This window comes from Acidovorax sp. CCYZU-2555 (genome assembly GCF_018413525.1).
Classification (GTDB): domain Bacteria; phylum Pseudomonadota; class Gammaproteobacteria; order Burkholderiales; family Burkholderiaceae_C; genus Comamonas.
Genome location: NZ_JAHCDD010000041.1, coordinates 35,347 through 50,342, shown reverse-complemented (window position 1 = coordinate 50,342; position 14,996 = coordinate 35,347). Strand labels below are relative to the sequence as shown.

General features: G+C 66.0%; 13 protein-coding genes and 1 riboswitch. Of the genes, 8 read left to right on the top strand and 5 right to left on the bottom strand.

Annotated features, from left to right (window positions below; genetic code table 11):
- Positions 1-93 precede the first annotated feature (93 nt).
- A complete protein-coding gene (locus tag KHY18_RS15350) occupies positions 94-1,416 on the bottom strand; it encodes an NtaA/DmoA family FMN-dependent monooxygenase (protein ID WP_213301544.1) in 1,323 nt (440 codons plus the stop codon).
- A 168-nt stretch (positions 1,417-1,584) separates the two neighbouring features.
- On the opposite strand from KHY18_RS15350, the gene KHY18_RS27265 reads away from it, so the two are divergent.
- Positions 1,585-3,696, top strand: coding sequence for a tyrosine-type recombinase/integrase (locus tag KHY18_RS27265; protein ID WP_213301541.1), 2,112 nt, complete (start codon positions 1,585-1,587; stop codon positions 3,694-3,696).
- 47 nt (positions 3,697-3,743) lie between these two features.
- Here KHY18_RS27265 and KHY18_RS15340 read toward each other — a convergent pair whose 3' ends face one another.
- Both KHY18_RS15340 and KHY18_RS15335 read right to left on the bottom strand, forming a co-directional pair.
- Positions 3,744-4,259, bottom strand: a complete 516-nt coding sequence (locus KHY18_RS15340; protein WP_213301538.1) for a hypothetical protein — start codon at positions 4,257-4,259, stop codon at positions 3,744-3,746.
- A gap of 9 nt (positions 4,260-4,268) precedes the next feature.
- Positions 4,269-5,462 carry an AAA family ATPase gene (locus tag KHY18_RS15335; protein ID WP_213301535.1) on the bottom strand — a complete coding sequence of 398 codons (1,194 nt, stop codon included), beginning with the start codon at positions 5,460-5,462 and terminating at the stop codon, positions 4,269-4,271.
- 381 nt (positions 5,463-5,843) lie between these two features.
- On the opposite strand from KHY18_RS15335, the gene KHY18_RS15330 reads away from it, so the two are divergent.
- Positions 5,844-6,635 carry an inositol monophosphatase family protein gene (locus KHY18_RS15330; RefSeq protein ID WP_213301532.1) on the top strand — a complete coding sequence of 264 codons (792 nt, stop codon included), beginning with the start codon at positions 5,844-5,846 and terminating at the stop codon, positions 6,633-6,635.
- Positions 6,636-6,671: 36 nt separating this feature from the next.
- On the opposite strand, the gene KHY18_RS15325 is transcribed toward KHY18_RS15330, so the two are convergent.
- Positions 6,672-7,010, bottom strand: a complete 339-nt coding sequence (locus KHY18_RS15325; protein WP_213301529.1) for an XRE family transcriptional regulator — start codon at positions 7,008-7,010, stop codon at positions 6,672-6,674.
- A complete protein-coding gene (locus KHY18_RS15320) occupies positions 7,003-7,368 on the bottom strand; it encodes a type II toxin-antitoxin system RelE/ParE family toxin (protein ID WP_213301525.1) in 366 nt (121 codons plus the stop codon). The genes KHY18_RS15325 and KHY18_RS15320 overlap by 8 nt, the downstream gene beginning before the upstream one ends.
- A 221-nt stretch (positions 7,369-7,589) precedes the next feature.
- Between KHY18_RS15320 and zigA the strand changes: the two genes are divergently transcribed.
- The 6 genes from zigA to KHY18_RS15290 all read left to right on the top strand — a co-directional run bounded on the left by zigA (position 7,590) and on the right by KHY18_RS15290 (position 14,990).
- Complete coding sequence (gene zigA, locus KHY18_RS15315; RefSeq protein WP_213301522.1) at positions 7,590-8,798, top strand: zinc metallochaperone GTPase ZigA; 1,209 nt, start codon at positions 7,590-7,592, stop codon at positions 8,796-8,798.
- Between the two features lie 22 nt (positions 8,799-8,820).
- Positions 8,821-9,093: riboswitch (cobalamin riboswitch) on the top strand.
- Positions 9,094-9,178: 85 nt separating this feature from the next.
- Positions 9,179-11,302 carry a TonB-dependent receptor gene (locus KHY18_RS15310; RefSeq protein ID WP_213301519.1) on the top strand — a complete coding sequence of 708 codons (2,124 nt, stop codon included), beginning with the start codon at positions 9,179-9,181 and terminating at the stop codon, positions 11,300-11,302.
- Entirely contained in the window at positions 11,292-12,362 is a 1,071-nt protein-coding gene (locus KHY18_RS15305) for an ABC transporter substrate-binding protein (RefSeq protein WP_213301516.1), read from the top strand. The genes KHY18_RS15310 and KHY18_RS15305 overlap by 11 nt, the downstream gene beginning before the upstream one ends.
- Entirely contained in the window at positions 12,359-13,429 is a 1,071-nt protein-coding gene (locus KHY18_RS15300; RefSeq protein WP_213301513.1) for a FecCD family ABC transporter permease, read from the top strand. Before KHY18_RS15305 ends, KHY18_RS15300 begins: the two co-directional genes overlap by 4 nt.
- Positions 13,426-14,235: an ABC transporter ATP-binding protein gene (locus KHY18_RS15295; protein ID WP_213301510.1), complete on the top strand. Its 810-nt coding sequence runs from the start codon at positions 13,426-13,428 to the stop codon at positions 14,233-14,235. The genes KHY18_RS15300 and KHY18_RS15295 overlap by 4 nt, the downstream gene beginning before the upstream one ends.
- The gene (locus KHY18_RS15290; RefSeq protein ID WP_213301507.1) at positions 14,232-14,990 is read left to right on the top strand and encodes a (2Fe-2S) ferredoxin domain-containing protein; all 759 of its coding nucleotides are present in this window, start codon (positions 14,232-14,234) and stop codon (positions 14,988-14,990) included. The genes KHY18_RS15295 and KHY18_RS15290 overlap by 4 nt, the downstream gene beginning before the upstream one ends.
- Positions 14,991-14,996: the final 6 nt, after the last annotated feature.

Below are 14,996 nucleotides of genomic sequence, written 5' to 3'. Positions count from 1 at the left end.
GTTCGCCCTGAGCCTACCTCGCCGGCCGCGTCGAAGGGTGAACGGCCTGCGCTCCAGGCATGAGGGATGAAAGTCCGCTCCACCCCGCATTTTTTAGCGGCTAAAACGCGACCTCGGCACCCCCAATCCCAGATTCTCCCGCAGCGTCTCCCCCGCATACCCCTGGGGCAGATAGCCGCGCCGGCGCAGGATGGGCACCACCTGTTCGGCGAAATCGCCGAGACCGCCGGGCATGAACGGGGGAATGATGTTGAAGCCGTCGCCCGCGCCCGCGTCGAACAGATCGATCAGGCCCTGGGCCACCTGTTCGGCGTCGCCGACCAGTTCGATATGGCCGCGCATGCCGCCGAAGTAGCGCGCCGCGTCGGCCACCGTGAGTCGGCCGCGCGTGCGCAGGCGCGCCAGGATGGCCTCGACGCTGCGCTGGCCGTTGGCGGCGGCGACGAGTTCGGGAAGTTCGTCGTCAAAGCGCAGATGGGACAGATCAAGCCCCAGCTGGTTGCCCAGCACGAACAGCCCATGTTCCAGATCGATGCCTTCGTCCATCTGCCGCACCAGCGCGCGCGCCTGGGATTCGGTGGCGCCGATCACGGCAAGCACGCCGGGCATGACGATCACGTCGGCGGGCGCGCGGCCGAAGTCGGCGAGCGTGCCGTGGAAGCCGCGGCGAAACGCGACCGCGCCTTCAAGTGTTGACTGGCGCGTGAAGATCAGCTCGCCCACGCGCGCGCCCAGCTGCATGCCCGCGGCCGACGAGCCCGCCTGCACCAGCACCGGCTGGCCCTGCGGGCTGCGCGGCACGGGAATCGGGCCGCGCACCTGGTAATGCGTTCCCTGGTGGTTCAAGGCATGCACGCGCTGCGGGTCGACGAACTGCCCGCTGGCCTTGTCGCGGATGAAAGCGCCGTCGTCGAAGCTGTCCCACAGGCCGCGCACCACGTCGACAAACTCTTCGGCCAGCGCGTAGCGCTGGTCGTGCGGCGGCAGCGCGTGGTGGTTGAAGTTCTCGGAGACGCCGGCCGAATACGAAGTCACCACGTTCCAGCCCGCGCGGCCATTGCTGATCTGGTCCAGCGAGCCGATCTGGCGCGCGACGATGTACGGGGCGCTGTAGGTGGTCGACATGGTCGCGACCAGGCCCAAGCCCTGGGTCGTCGCCGCGACCGCCGACAGCAGGGCCACGGGATCGAGCCGGCGCAGGCGCGAGCCGCTTTCGCCCAGCGAAGTGTCCAGCGAATCGCCGAGAAAGAAGACATCGAAGCCCGCGGCCTGGGCGACGGCCGCCGCCTGGCGATGGGCTTCGAAGATGTTCGCGTGGCTCACGGCCTGGGGCAGACGCCAGCCCGCCGAGTGAAAGCCGTCGGTGAAATGAAAGTATCCGAGTTTGAGGAAATCTCTGCGTGTCTTGCCGGTCATGTGTCTTGCGCCCTGTACCGCTTCAAAAAATGGGAAGCTTGTCCCGAATTTGATATCGATACGCAAAATTGCGTGGCTTGTTTTTCGCATATGTTTATGCGCGCGCAGCGGTTTAAGGGAGCGCGGGAAATATATGATGCGTGCATCGAATCCCGTAAAAAATTCAGCATGCCCCTGCCCGACGGCCCCTTTGCAGACCCGCCCATAGACCGCCTCCAGGTCGTGGACATCGAAGAAGACCCCGCGCCCCAGGGCGAGCCCGCGCGCCCCACGCGCCGGCGCGGCCGCCCGCCGGGCTCCAAGGCGGCGATCGCCAGCGCGGGCTCGCGCATTTCGGCCAGCGAAACCTCGTTCATGCGCGCCGTGATCCAGGGCGTCGATGAAAAGCTCGCCGCCAATCGCTATCTGCTGCATCTGGGCAGCATGGACAGGCGCGCGGCAGCGGCCTACCGCGACCTGCTGGAGCGGCGCATCCATCTGGCGCTGCAGAATTTTCCCGATCGCGCCCAGGGCACGCGCGTCCTGGCGCAACTGCTGGCCCAGCCCCAGCCCACGCCCGAACTGCCCACGCTCGAAGAATTCGCCGAAGGCTTTGCCGAAGACATGTTCAGCGAAAAGGAGCTGATCGCGCTGTACCGCGAGCAGCTCGACGACCGCTTTGGCGAGCAAGGCCAGCGCGCCGGCCCCACGGCCGCCGAGATCCTGCGCGAAAAGCTCGAAGCCATCCATTGGGTCCAGGCCCATGTGGCCCAGCACCCCCAGCCCAACGACCCCACGGCGCTGTGGCTCGATGCCGCGATCGCCGCCAAGCTGCGCGTGCACGGCGTGCTGTCGCTGCGCGACGCCATAGGCTGGATCAACCTGCAGGGCCGGCGCTGGCATGCGCAGCTGCCCGGCGTGGGCCGCACGCGCGCCCAGCGCCTGCTGCTGTGGCTCAGCGACCACCAGCAGGCGATCGGCGTGCAGATCCACCACCGCATCGCGCAGGAGATGATCTACGCCGAGTTCGCGCCCGCGGCCCAGGCCACGCTGCTGCCCGCGCGCCTGGGCAGCGCAGCGCCCGAGATCTTCGGCGTGGTGCCGCTCGACGCCCTCGCCTGGCCGCTGGAATTGCTGGGCGACGAAGGGCTTTTTCGTTCGCACCGGCCCAACACCCTCAAGGCGCATACCGACCGCGAAGCCGTGCAGGCCTGGTTCGCGACGCTGTCGGAGAAATCGGCGGCGACGCAGGACAGCTACCGGCGCGCGGTCGAGCGGCTGGTGCTATGGGCGCTGGTCGAGCGCCGCACCATGCTGTCGTCGCTGGCGACAGAAGATTTCATCGCGTTCAAGGCCTTCCTGCGCGCGCCGCCCGCGCACTGGTGCCAGAAAGCGCCCGTGACCAAGGGCTCCGAAGACTGGCGCCCGCTGCGCGGGCCGCTGGCCGATCTGAGCATCCAGCAGACCATGAGCGCCATCGCCACCATGTACCGCGACTGGCATGCGAGCGGCTACCTCGACGCCAATGCCGTGGCCAGCGTGCGCGGCAGCAAGCGCAAGGACATGCAGATGGACGTGATGCGCTCGTTCTCCAACGAGGCGCTGCAGGCGATTCGCGCCACCTTGCAGGACATGACCGATGGCGCCGTCAAACGCCGGCTGCGCGCCGCCATCCTGCTGCTGCAGACCGCGGGCCTGCGCCGCGCCGAAGCCGTCAACATGACCTGGGGCCATATCGAGCGCGTGCGCCTGGACAACATGGAGTCCGACATCTGGGCGCTGCGCTTCGCGGGCAAGGGCAACCGCGAGCGCATGGTGCCGCTCAAGCCCGAAACGCTGCAGGCACTTGAAGTCCACTACCAGGACCGGCTCGCGCTGATCGAATCGGGCGCGCTCGCGAGCTACGCCGACATGGAAAAAAAGGACTGCCCGCTCTTGGGCGTGCTCGACGAGCGCCTGGCCCAGGGCAATGCGGGCACGCTGGGCGACCTGGCCTCGAACGCGCGCCGCGAAACCAACGCCACGGGCGCGCTGTCGGCCGCGCGCCTGCACGGCGTGCTGAAGAACTTCTTTCGCCAGGTGCAGCAGCAGCCGGGCGCGGGCGACACCGACTTTCTCAAGGCCTCGGCCCACTGGCTGCGCCACACTTTTGCCCACCAGTCGCTGCGCTCCAGCGGCAAGGACCTGGCCGTGGTGCAGCAGCTGCTGGGCCATGCCGACATTTCCACCACGGGCATCTATGTCAAGGCCGACATGGCGTCGCGCGTGGCCGCGGTGCTGGGGGTCGAGGCGGCGGTCTGAGACCGCAAGGCTCTCGCGCAGATTCAGCGATGCCACCCATAAAAGATTCAAGCTTGCTGCACGCTGACCGCGGCGATCAACGCGGCTAGAACTGCAACCCTTTCGCGCGCGCGCTCCAGAATCTCGAACGGAAAGTGCTGCTGATGGTAATGCGCATCTGTCTGATCTCCTGGCGCGTGCCGAAGCAGATCAGTTTTGCATCGGGGGGTGGCTGCTGGCGGGCGTCTGCCAAGAATGGCAAGCAAGGTCGCTTCGATGGCGGGGTTGGAAACGATAGTCTCGACCTTTTCCCTGCGCAGCCAAGTGAGTTCGGCCACCGTGAGCGGAATATCGGCGTCCAGCACGGCAACACGATGATCGAAATCGGCTGTCTTGGCAACCGACTTGAGCTTGTCGATCACGCCTTGTGGGCCATGCCCATGCGCATTGCGGATGCTGACCGACAATTGCATGCCACGCCGGTAGTAGAGATTCTTGAGATGGGCGACAAAAGCCTCCTCACACTCGCCTTCCACGACAATAAGGACGGTGCGGTTGGTCTTGCGCAGCGGTCGTTTCGCCATACACAAACCTCACAGCATAGGCACCGCGCCATAGGCCCCAGCCATGTACTTGGCGTAGAAGTTGTCGTCGGCCCGCACGCCCTCCATATCCGACAGGCGCCAGGCCTCACTGCGGCAACGCTCATTCTTTTCCACCAGCATGATCTGGCCCTTCTTGAGAAGATTGAGTATCTCCACGGAATGACTGGTGAAGATCAATTGCGCATTGTGCGGGTTGGTCTTGGCGCTGATGAATAGATTGAGAATGGGCTCGAGCATCAACGGATGCAAGTCGGATTCCAATTCGTCGAACATCACTGTGCCGCCTTCCGCCAGGATGGGTAGCAGGTCGGCAAGCATTACGAATGCCGCCTGCGTGCCACTGGATTCGAAAAACATGGGCAATCTCATCTCGCTTTGGCCATCGCTGTGAACGCCAAAAGGCACGAGCACTTCCTCTTCCTTGCCATCGCTCATGGTTTGCATGGTTTCTAGGCGCACATCCTTCAAACCGAAATCCCATTGGTTCAGCAATCTTGCCATGGAGGTCCTATATGTCTCGCTTTCAGCAAAAAATTTTGCGGCGCCAAGCACATCCGGAGCGCCTTGAAAACCCTTACGGCCAATGGCGGCCACATTGCTGTGCCGACGACTGAGCACGTCTACGACGGCATGTGCGGCTTCCACGCCAAACTGTTCGGCCAGAGAGATCAACGATGTCAGCGGCTTGACTTTTTCTGCCTGCTTCTGCGGTAAGCCGAAACCGCGCTGCTGAATGGATTCGGTGCCGCTGGCTTCATTCCAAGTCCGGCTGAAAAGGGTGCTGAAAGCGCGACTGGTCTTCAGCCGCAGGGATTCGGCTAGAACGCGTTCCCTGTTCAAAGCCAATGCATAGCGGTACAGCTTGCCGTAGGCCTCGAACTCCAACTCGAAATGGCTGGCATCACTGCTGTCCAGCGCGTGTGGTCTCACCGCCAGACTTTGATCGGGCGCCATGAAAAAGGAACTGGTGACAAACCCGCACACGAAATCCAGCGCCTTGATGATGTTGGTCTTGCCTGCACCGTTCGGACCGACGACGGCCAGCAGTTTGCTCAGTTGATGCTCGGTGGCAACAGATGAAAAACCACTCTCTTCGCCTTTTGAACGCGCATCGAGCACGAAAGATACTTCGGTTTCATCTGCAAAAGAGAAGAAATTCGAGAAGCGAAGTGTGTGAATCATTTTTCTCGCTTGTTTTCAACAATATTTTGTTGATTATGCGCCAACATGTGAGTTTTCGTCTATCCGGACTTCATTCCGCCTCAGTCATCGATGGCGTGAAGCTCGACTGCGCATCTGTCGGACTGGAGCCGAGGGGAAGTGAGAACAGTCCTTCCGGCGATACGCCATTAGGACGGCTAACACAACCCTTGCTACGTCGTTGCGTCGCCTTGTCGTGCTACTCGCACGGCCTGCGGCGCCGCGCCGCGCCTCGCCGGCCGCGCCTCGCCGGCCGCGCCTCGCAGCAACCGCAAATCTTCGATTTGCTGGGTCGTGCTAGCCACTCTTAATCTGTACGGCTGTACCATCCGCCGCACATATCTGCCTTGATTGATCACCGCCATGAAAGAGCTTCCCCTGCAACAGGTCCCCCCGCTGCTGCGCCGTGCGGCCAAGGAATTGATACTGCCGCGCTGGCGCCAGCTCCAGGCCGGCGACGCGCAGCAAAAATCGCCCGGCGAATGGGTCACGGTGGTCGACCAGGAAGTCGAGGCGCAACTCACCATCGCCTTGCAGGCGCTGCTGCCCGGCTCGACCGTCGTCGGCGAGGAGCAGTGCGCGGCAACGCCCGAACTGATGGAGCGCATAGACGAGGGGCTTGTGTGGCTGCTCGATCCCGTCGACGGCACGGGCAATTTCATCGCGGGAACCGGCCCCATTTCGGTGATGCTCGCGCTGCTGGAAAACGGCGAGACGCAGGCGAGCTGGATGCTGGAGCCGCTGAGCGGTGTCATGCACTGCGCAATCAAGGGCGGCGGGGCCTGGCGCGATGGCCAGCGTGTGTTCGCTGACGAAACTCGCCCGCTGCGAGGACAAGGCATAGTCAAGACGCGTTTCCTGCCCGAAGACTTTAAGCAGCACCTGGCGCGCACCGCGCCCGGCCAGGCATTCCAGGCCGGCAGCAATTGCGCGGGCGACGACTATCCGCAGGTGGTGCTGGCCGACAGCGAATTCGCGCTGTACTGGCGCGTTCTGCCCTGGGACCATGCGCCGGGAGCGCTGTTCGTGCGCGAAGCCGGCGGCGTGGTGGCCCGGCTTGATGGCAGCGCCTATCGACCGGGCGAGCAGAAGCCGGGCCTGCTGGTGGCGCGCAGCCAGGCGGCATGGGACCAGGCGCGCGCGTATTTTCCATAACAGATGTCGCCGCCCTGACCTCACCCCTTGCCACTCTCAAGTGTCGAGCGGCGCTGTTTCCTTGCCTCCCAGCTCGGCAAAGTTATTGATTCTTACCGCGCCGTCTGGAAAGCGGGCCACGATCTCCAGTTGTCCGCCCATTGCCTCGATATGGCTGCGCAGCGTGGAAAGATACATGTCCGTGCGCTTCTCCATCTTGGCGATGGCGGGTTGCTGTACGTTGAGTACATCTGCGAGCATTTTCTGCGACAGGCCGCGCGCCTGACGCAGTTCGTTGAGCGGCATTTCGGCAAGAATGGCCTGCGCCTTGGCATCGGCGCGGGCTTGCGACTCGGGCGACATTTGCTGGCGCAGTTTTGAAAATTTATTAGCCATCGATCAGCCCTTCCTTTCGAAGCTGCTCCAGGTGTTCATCGTAGAGTCGGTCAGCGATGGGAACGTGGACGTCGTACCACCGGTCGTGCCCCGTCTTGTCTCCGCCTATCAGCAAGATGGCCGCTCGCCGCGGGTCGAACGCATACAAGGTGCGCAACGGTCGGCCCTCATGCTGCGTGCGCAACTCACGCATGTGACCGTGTCGGGAACCGTTGATACCACTGCTGTGCGGAAACCCCAGCTGGGGACCACGCGCCTCCAGAAGCCGCACCGAAGCGTCCAGCGACTCCTGCTCTTCTTCAGACAAGCCCGCCCACCATAGGCCGAACTCATCGGTGTACTCGACATCCCATGTCATGGCGCCAGTATAGCCACGGCGATATATTCCGTCAAAGGAATAAACAGACCACCCATTGAGCCTTTGCCCCAAGGATCCGAATTGGCGCAAGCGCGGATACCCGACAGCAAGCTGCCGCTGCTTGAAAATTCAAATAATTTGTTATGTTATAACGTACTAAAGCAAAAATTCATCGACCAGTCCACAGGCTTTTCGAAGCCCATTTTTTCAAGAACACCACAATGCCCACCCCCACCCTGCTCCCCAAGAAACTCCCCGTCACCGTGCTCTCCGGCTTTCTCGGTGCGGGCAAGACCACGCTGCTCAATCACATCCTTAACAACCGCGAAGGCCGGCGCGTGGCGGTGATCGTCAACGACATGAGCGAGGTCAACATCGACGCCGCGCTGGTGCGCGCCGGCGGCGCCGAGCTGTCGCGCACCGACGAGAAGCTGGTCGAAATGAGCAACGGCTGCATCTGCTGCACCTTGCGCGAGGACCTGTTGATCGAGGTGGACCGGCTCGCGCGCGACGGCCGCTTCGATCAGCTGGTGATCGAGTCCACGGGCATTTCCGAGCCCCTGCCCGTGGCCGAGACCTTCACCTTCGAAGGCGAGGACGGCCGCAGCCTGGGCGAAGTCGCAAGGCTGGACACCATGGTGACCGTGGTCGATGCCTGCAACTTCCTGCGCGACTACAGCTCGCGCGACAGCCTGCGCTCGCGCGGCGAGTCGATGGGCGAGGAAGACCAGCGCACGGTGGTCGATCTGCTGATCGAGCAGATCGAGTTCTGCGACGTGCTGGTGCTCAACAAGCTCGATCTGGTGAGCGCCGAAGAGCGCGCGCGCCTGCTTGCCATTTTGCAAAGCCTCAACCCGCGCGCGCGCATCGAGCTGGCCGAGTTCGGCAAGGTGGCGCTGGAGCGCGTGCTGGACACCGGTCTGTTCGACTTCGAGGCCGCGTCGCGCGCGCCGGGCTGGCTGCAGCAGCTGCGCGGAACGCATATTCCCGAGACCGAGGAGTACGGCATTGGCAGCTTTGTCTACCGGGCACGCCGGCCGTTCCACCCGCAGCGTTTCCATGCGCTGGTCGAAAGCGAATGGCCGGGCGTGGTGCGCTCCAAGGGCTTTTTCTGGCTCGCGAGCCATCCGTCACTCGCGGGTTCGTGGTCCCAGGCCGGCGCCGTCGCGCGCCATGGCCCGGCGGGCACCTGGTGGGCGGCCGTTCCCGAAACGGACTGGCCCGAGGATGCACAGGCCGTGGCGCTGATACGCGACAAATGGGACCAGCGCACGGGCGACGCGCGCCAGGAACTGGTGCTGATCGGCATCGACATGGACGAAGCCGCGCTGCGCGCGCGCCTGGACCATTGCCTGCTGACCGATGAAGAGATGGCCTGCGGCGCGCAAGTCTGGACGACCTGGCCGACGCCGTTTGCCGACTGGGCGTGATGGCGTGAGCTCGGCGCTTGCCCTTAGAATCCCGTTCGTTGGTGCTCGCGGCGTGGTTCACATGCCGCAGTTCAACGGGAAGCAGGAGGACCCACAAGCCCCCAGCCGCTGAGATCCAGCGCTGGCGCGCCCACCGGTCTGGCCTGCGCTGCCCCCGCAACGGTCAAACGGACGAAAGCGCCCCGGCGCTTTCAGCATCCCTCCACATAGCCACTGGACGCCTTGAACAAGCGTCTGGGAAGGCGATGGATGCAGTGCCGCCAGCCCGGATACCGGCCAACAAAGTGACAGCGCTGCCGCGCAAACGGGCGGCGCTGTCGTAACGCCCAGACGCCGGCGGGGATGCCGGCCAGGGCTGCATTTTTCGATTGCCTATTTCCATGAAGCCCGTTCTTCGTGTGCGCCTTGCTGCGCTCCCGTTCGCCCTTGCGGCCGCCTATCCCTGCGTTTCCGCGCACGCCCAAGGCGTGCCAGCCCTCGAAGCAATCACCGTCACCGAGGAACGCGGCGTCGCCACGCCGCTGGTGCAGAAATCGACGGCCGGCAGCCGGCTCGAACTCACGCCGTTCGAAACCCCGGCCAGCCTGGCCATCGTCACCGGCGAGCTGATCCGCGCGCTGGGCACGACCTCGGTGATCGACGCCAAGACGCTGGCCCCGGGCATGAGCTCGGCCAACAGCCCGGGCAATGGCGGCAATGTGCTCAGCGCGCGCGGCTTCACGGGCGTCAATTCGGTCAAGCAGCTCTACAACGGGCTGGAACTGTCGAATGCGGGCGGCGTGGTGAGCTTTCCTTTCGATCCCTGGAACGTGGAGCGCATCGAGGCGCTCTATGGCCCGGCCTCGGTGCTGTATGGCGCGGGCTCGATCGGCGGCGCGGTCAACGTGGTCAGCAAGCGGCCCAACCCCACCGAGTCCTCGCATGAAGTCGGCCTGGGCGTCGGCGGCGACAACTCCTGGCACCGCGCGCTGAGCAGCACCGGGCCGCTGGGCCATGGCTTTTCCTACCGCGTGGACCTGAGCCACCGCAGCTCGGACAACTGGGTGGACCGCGGCGAGTCGGAAACGCTGGCCGCCTCGGCTTCGCTGCGCTACGACGTGTCGCCCCAGCTGAACTTCATTCTCGCGGCCGACTACGGCCGGCAAAAGCCCATGCACTACCTGGGCACGCCGGTGTTCAACGGCGCGCCCGTGGCCGGCACGGAAACCAAGAACTACAACATCGCCGACAGCGACCTGTACTTCCAGGACCGCTGGGTCACGCTGGACACGCAGTGGCAGCCTTCGGCCGATGTGAGCGTGCACAACACGCTCTACAGCCTGGAGCACAACCGCCGCTACCGCGACGTGACCGTGTTCACCTATCTGCCCGCCACCTCGGCCGTGCGCCGCACCAGCTACCGCGACATCTCGTACTCGCGCCAGACCCAGGAAGGCATCAACACCTATGCCAAGTTCCAGGGCCGGCTCGGCGGCATGAAGAACCAGTTTCTCGCGGGCTTCCAGCTCGAGCGCAGCTACTACGACCGCTTCGACAACAACCGCGGCGGCAGCTCCACGGTCGATGCGTTCAATCCCGTGCCGGGCCGCTACCGCGATGCCTGGCAGGGCGAATCGATTCCCATGTATTACCTCGATCTGGAACGCACGGGCGTGTTCTTCGAGAACCACCTGACGCTCAGCGAGCGCTGGTCCGTGGTCGCGGGCCTGCGCCACGACCGCTACAGCACCGAACGCGAAGACCGCCAGTCGAACAAGATCACCAACGGCAAGGTCAGCGGAACGAGCGCCAGCCTGGGCGTGGTCTTCAATCCCGTGCCCGACGTGGCGCTCTACGGCCAGGTCGCCACGGCCCAGGACCCGGTGACTTCGCTGGCCAGCATTGGCGCCAACCAGCACGGCTTCGGCCTGTCCGCGGGCCGGCAGGTCGAAGTGGGCTTGAAGCAAAGCCTCTGGGGCGGACGCTTCGACTGGACGCTCGCGGCCTATCACCTGGTCAAGAAAGACCTGCTGACCGCCAATCTCGCGAATCCCACCCTCCAGGAGCAGGTGGGCCAGCAGTCGTCGCGCGGCATCGAGGCCTCGGCGTCGACGCGCCTGGGCGCCTGGCGCCTGGAGATCAACGGCACGCTGCTGGACCCCAAGTTCGACGACTTCTCGGCCCAGGTCGGCGGCGCCGCGCGCCAGCTCGCGGGCAATGTGCCCATGACCGTGCCCAAGCGCAGCGCGAACCTCGCCGCGTTCTGGAACTTCGCGCCCGACTGGAGCGCGCGCACTGCGCTGCAATACGTGGGCCAGCGTTACGTGAACAACACCAATACCGCCTCGCTGCCCTCGTACACCGTGGTCAACGCGGGCATCAACTGGCGCGCGACCAAGGGCATGACATTGGACCTGCGCCTGGACAATGTGTTCGACAAGAGCTATGCCACGCAGGGCTCGGAAGTGCAGTGGATCCTGGGCCGGCCGCGCACGCTGTGGCTGACCGGTGTGTATGCGTTCTGAGGGCCGGCGCCAGGCGCTGCTGCGCGGCTTGGCGGGCGCGGCCGGTCTTGCCGGTTTCGGCACGGCACGCGCGGCCACGCAGATCACCGACGATCTGGGCCGCAGCGTGGCCGTCACGCTGCCGCTCAAGCGCGTGGTGGTGTTCAACCGCTACACGACCGAGTTCATTCGCGCGATAGGCGCGATGCCGGCCGTGGTCGGCGTGGACTTCGACGGCAGGCAGTACCCCGACTACTGGCCCGGCGTGACGCCGGCCATGCGTGCGGGCAGCGGCCAATCGAGCGTCAATTACGAAGCCATTGTGGGCATGCAGGCCGACGCGGTCTTCATGCCGCGCAACAGCGACTGGAAGAAGGCCGCGCAGGTGCTGCAGGGCTTCGGCATTCCCGTGATCGTGGTGACCGGCTGGGACCTGCTCAAGCACGAGTGGAATGTCACGCTGCTGGGCCGGCTGTTCGCCCAGCAGCAGCGCGCCGCGCGGCTCAACGCGTTCTATCGCCACTGGCACGATACCTTGCGCAGCCGGCTGCAGGGCGTGGTACCGAAGCGTGTGTATTTCGAGGAAGTGGGCCTGTACAAGACCGCGCTGCAGGGCTCGGGCTGGCACGACATGATCGAGGCCGGCGGCGGGCGCAATGTGTTCGGCGACATCCAGCTGCCCGGCGGCGTCTCGCCGCGCGGCAATGTGCAGAACTTCGAAGTCGACCCCGAAGAGGTGCAGGCGCGCCGCCCCGAAGCCGTGATCAAGCTGCAGCCCGGACAGTACCTGCCGCACCCGCGCGCGTTCTCGGCCGACGTGCTGGGCCGGCTCGCAGCGCGGCCCGGCCTGCAGGGCACGCCCGCGCTGCGCGACGCGCAGATCTTTCATCTGAGCTATTACCTCGCCTCGGGCTGCTCCAAGATCACGGGTGCGCTGCAGATCGCGCAGTGGCTGCACCCCGAACGCATGGCGGGAATCGACCCGCAGGCCGTGATGGGCCAGTGGCTGCAGGAATTCCAGGGCGTGCCCGCGCAGCGCGGCTACTGGCAGTCGCTGGACAGCCTCAAGGAGCGTGCATGAACGCGGCCGAACTGCCGCAGGCCCTGCGCCGGCTGCGCGCCAGCCGCTGGCGCGTGGCGCTGCTGGCGATAGGCTCACTGACGCTGGCGGTGCTGGCCTCGCTGAGCCTGGGCGTGCAGTCGCAGTCCATGGCCACGGTAGCGCAACAGCTGCTGTCGCTGCTGCCCGGCCTCGACGCCTGGGCCATCGACGGCCCGCAGCGCAATGTGCTGCTGCAGCTGCGCCTGCCACGCACCGCCATGGCCCTGGTCTGCGGCGCGGGCCTGGCCATGGCCGGCGTCGCCATGCAGGGCATCACGCGCAACCCGCTGGTGAGCCCCTACACGCTGGGCATTTCGCCGGCCGCGGCGTTTGGCGCGTCTATCGCCATTTTGCTCGGCTGGAACCATCTTCCGGGTATGGGCGTGTGGTGGACCGTGGGCCTGGCGTTTGCCGCGGCCATGGTCTGCGCTGCCGCCGTGCTCGCGCTGGCCTCGCTGCGCGGCGTCAACGCCATGGTGCTGGTGCTGGCCGGCGTGGCCTTCACCTATCTGTTCGGCGCGCTCACCGCGACGCTGCAGTTCTTCGCCAGCGAGCAGCAGCTCGCGGCCATCGTGCACTGGACCTTCGGCTCGCTCAACGGCCGCACCTGGCATGAGGTGGCCGTGGCCGGCGCCGTGTGCCTGGTCTGCACGCCCGTGATGTTGGCGCATGCGGGCGCGCTCAATGCGTTCAGCGCGGGCGGCGACGATGTGGCGGCGTCGCTGGGCGTGGCCGTGGCGCGCGCGCGCATCGCGATCACGCTGGCCGCCGTGCTCAGCAGCGCGGCCATCGTGAGCTTCACGGGCGTGATCGGCTTCGTGGGCCTGGTCGCGCCGCATATCGCGCGCCTGCTGATAGGCGGCGACCACCGCGCGCTGCTGCCGTTCGCGGCCGTGGTCGGCGCGCTGCTGGTACTGCTCGCCGACATGGCCGGACGGCTGCTGTTCGCGCCGGTGATGGTGCCCGTGGGCATCGTCGTCGCCTTCCTGGGGGTGCCCTTGTTCCTGCACCTGCTGCTCACGCGGCGCAACGAGATGTCGTCATGAGCCCAGCCCTTCTCCTGCAGGCCACGGCATTGCGCAGCCGCTATGGCGGGCGCGCATCGACCGAAGTGCTGCGCGGCGTCGATTTCACGCTCGCGCCGGGCGAAGTGCTGGGCCTGGTCGGGCCCAACGGCTCGGGCAAGAGTTCGCTGCTCAAGTGCCTCGCGGGCCTGCGGCCGTTGAGCGGCGGCCATCTGCTGCTCGAAGGCCGCTCGCTGGCCGGCTACGCGCGCCAGGAAATGGCGCGCGCCATCGCCTATGTGCCCCAGCACACGGGCCCCAGCATGTCGCTGCGCGTGATCGACATGGTGCTGCTGGGCCGGCTGCCCCACCGCGGCCGCGGCACGGCGCAGCAGGACCAGGCGATCGCGCTGGCCGCGATAGAGCGCCTGGCGCTGCAGCCGCTGGCACTGCGCCATTTCAGCGATCTGAGCGGCGGCGAACGCCAGCGCGTGCTGATGGCGCGCGCGCTGGCCCAGCAGGGCCGGCTGCTGCTGCTCGATGAACCCACCAGCGACCTGGACCTGCGCCACCAGCTCGCGACGCTGCAGACCGTGCACGAACTGTCGCGCCAGCGCGGCGTGGGCGCGGTGATCGCCATCCATGATCTCGCGCTGGCCGCGCGCTTTTGCGACCGGCTGCTGATGCTGCGCGCCGGCGCCGTGCTGGCTGCAGGAACGCCGCAGCAGGCGCTCACTCCCGACAACGTCGAAGCGCTGTTTGGCGTCAGCGCACGCATAGGCCACGATGGCGGTCTGCCCTATGTCATTCCGATTTCCGCCCCGACCCGCGAAAACGAGGCCGCATGAACACCACCACTCCACGACACGCCGCCATCCTGCTGGCCAAGGCCTCGATCACGGGCGCGTCCGAACGCGAAATGGCGCAGCTCGCCCAGCGCACCCAGGCCGCGCTGGGAGAGCGCTTCAGCACGGTCGTGCATGCGTTCAACGAACAAGGCAGTCCCAGCCTGCGCGAAGCGCTGGATCTGCTGACGGCGCAAAAGGCCGACGACATCACCATCGTGCCCTTGCTGCTGCCCATGGAGCCGGGCTTTCGCACCTGGATCACGGGCGCGGTACAGCGCTGGCGGCGCGGCGCCCAAGGCGCGCTGCCCGCGGTGCACCTGAGCACTCCACCTGAGGACAGCCTGGCCATCGATGCGCTGGTGCAAGGCCTGCTGCAGCAGACGCCGGCCACGGTCGATGCGCCCGCGGCCGCCCTGCCCGCGGGCTCGGCGATTCCGCCGCAGCTGCGCCGCGTGCTGGTGTGCCAGGGCGGGCCTTGCAACCATGCGGGCGCGGCCCAGGTCTGGGGCCATCTGCGCAACGAACAAAAGCGGCTGGACCTGCGCAATGCGGGCGCGGGCATGATGAGCGCGCGCACCAGCTGCCTCGGGCCTTGCAACCTGGGGCCCGTGGTGCAGGTGTTTCCCGAAGGCACCTGGTACGGCGGCGTCGATGCAGCCGGCGTGGACCGCATCATCGCTGCGCACCTGCTGGGCGGCGAGATCGTCGCCGATCTGGCCTATGCGCCGCAGCCGGGCAAGCAGACGCTGCGCTGAGCGCCG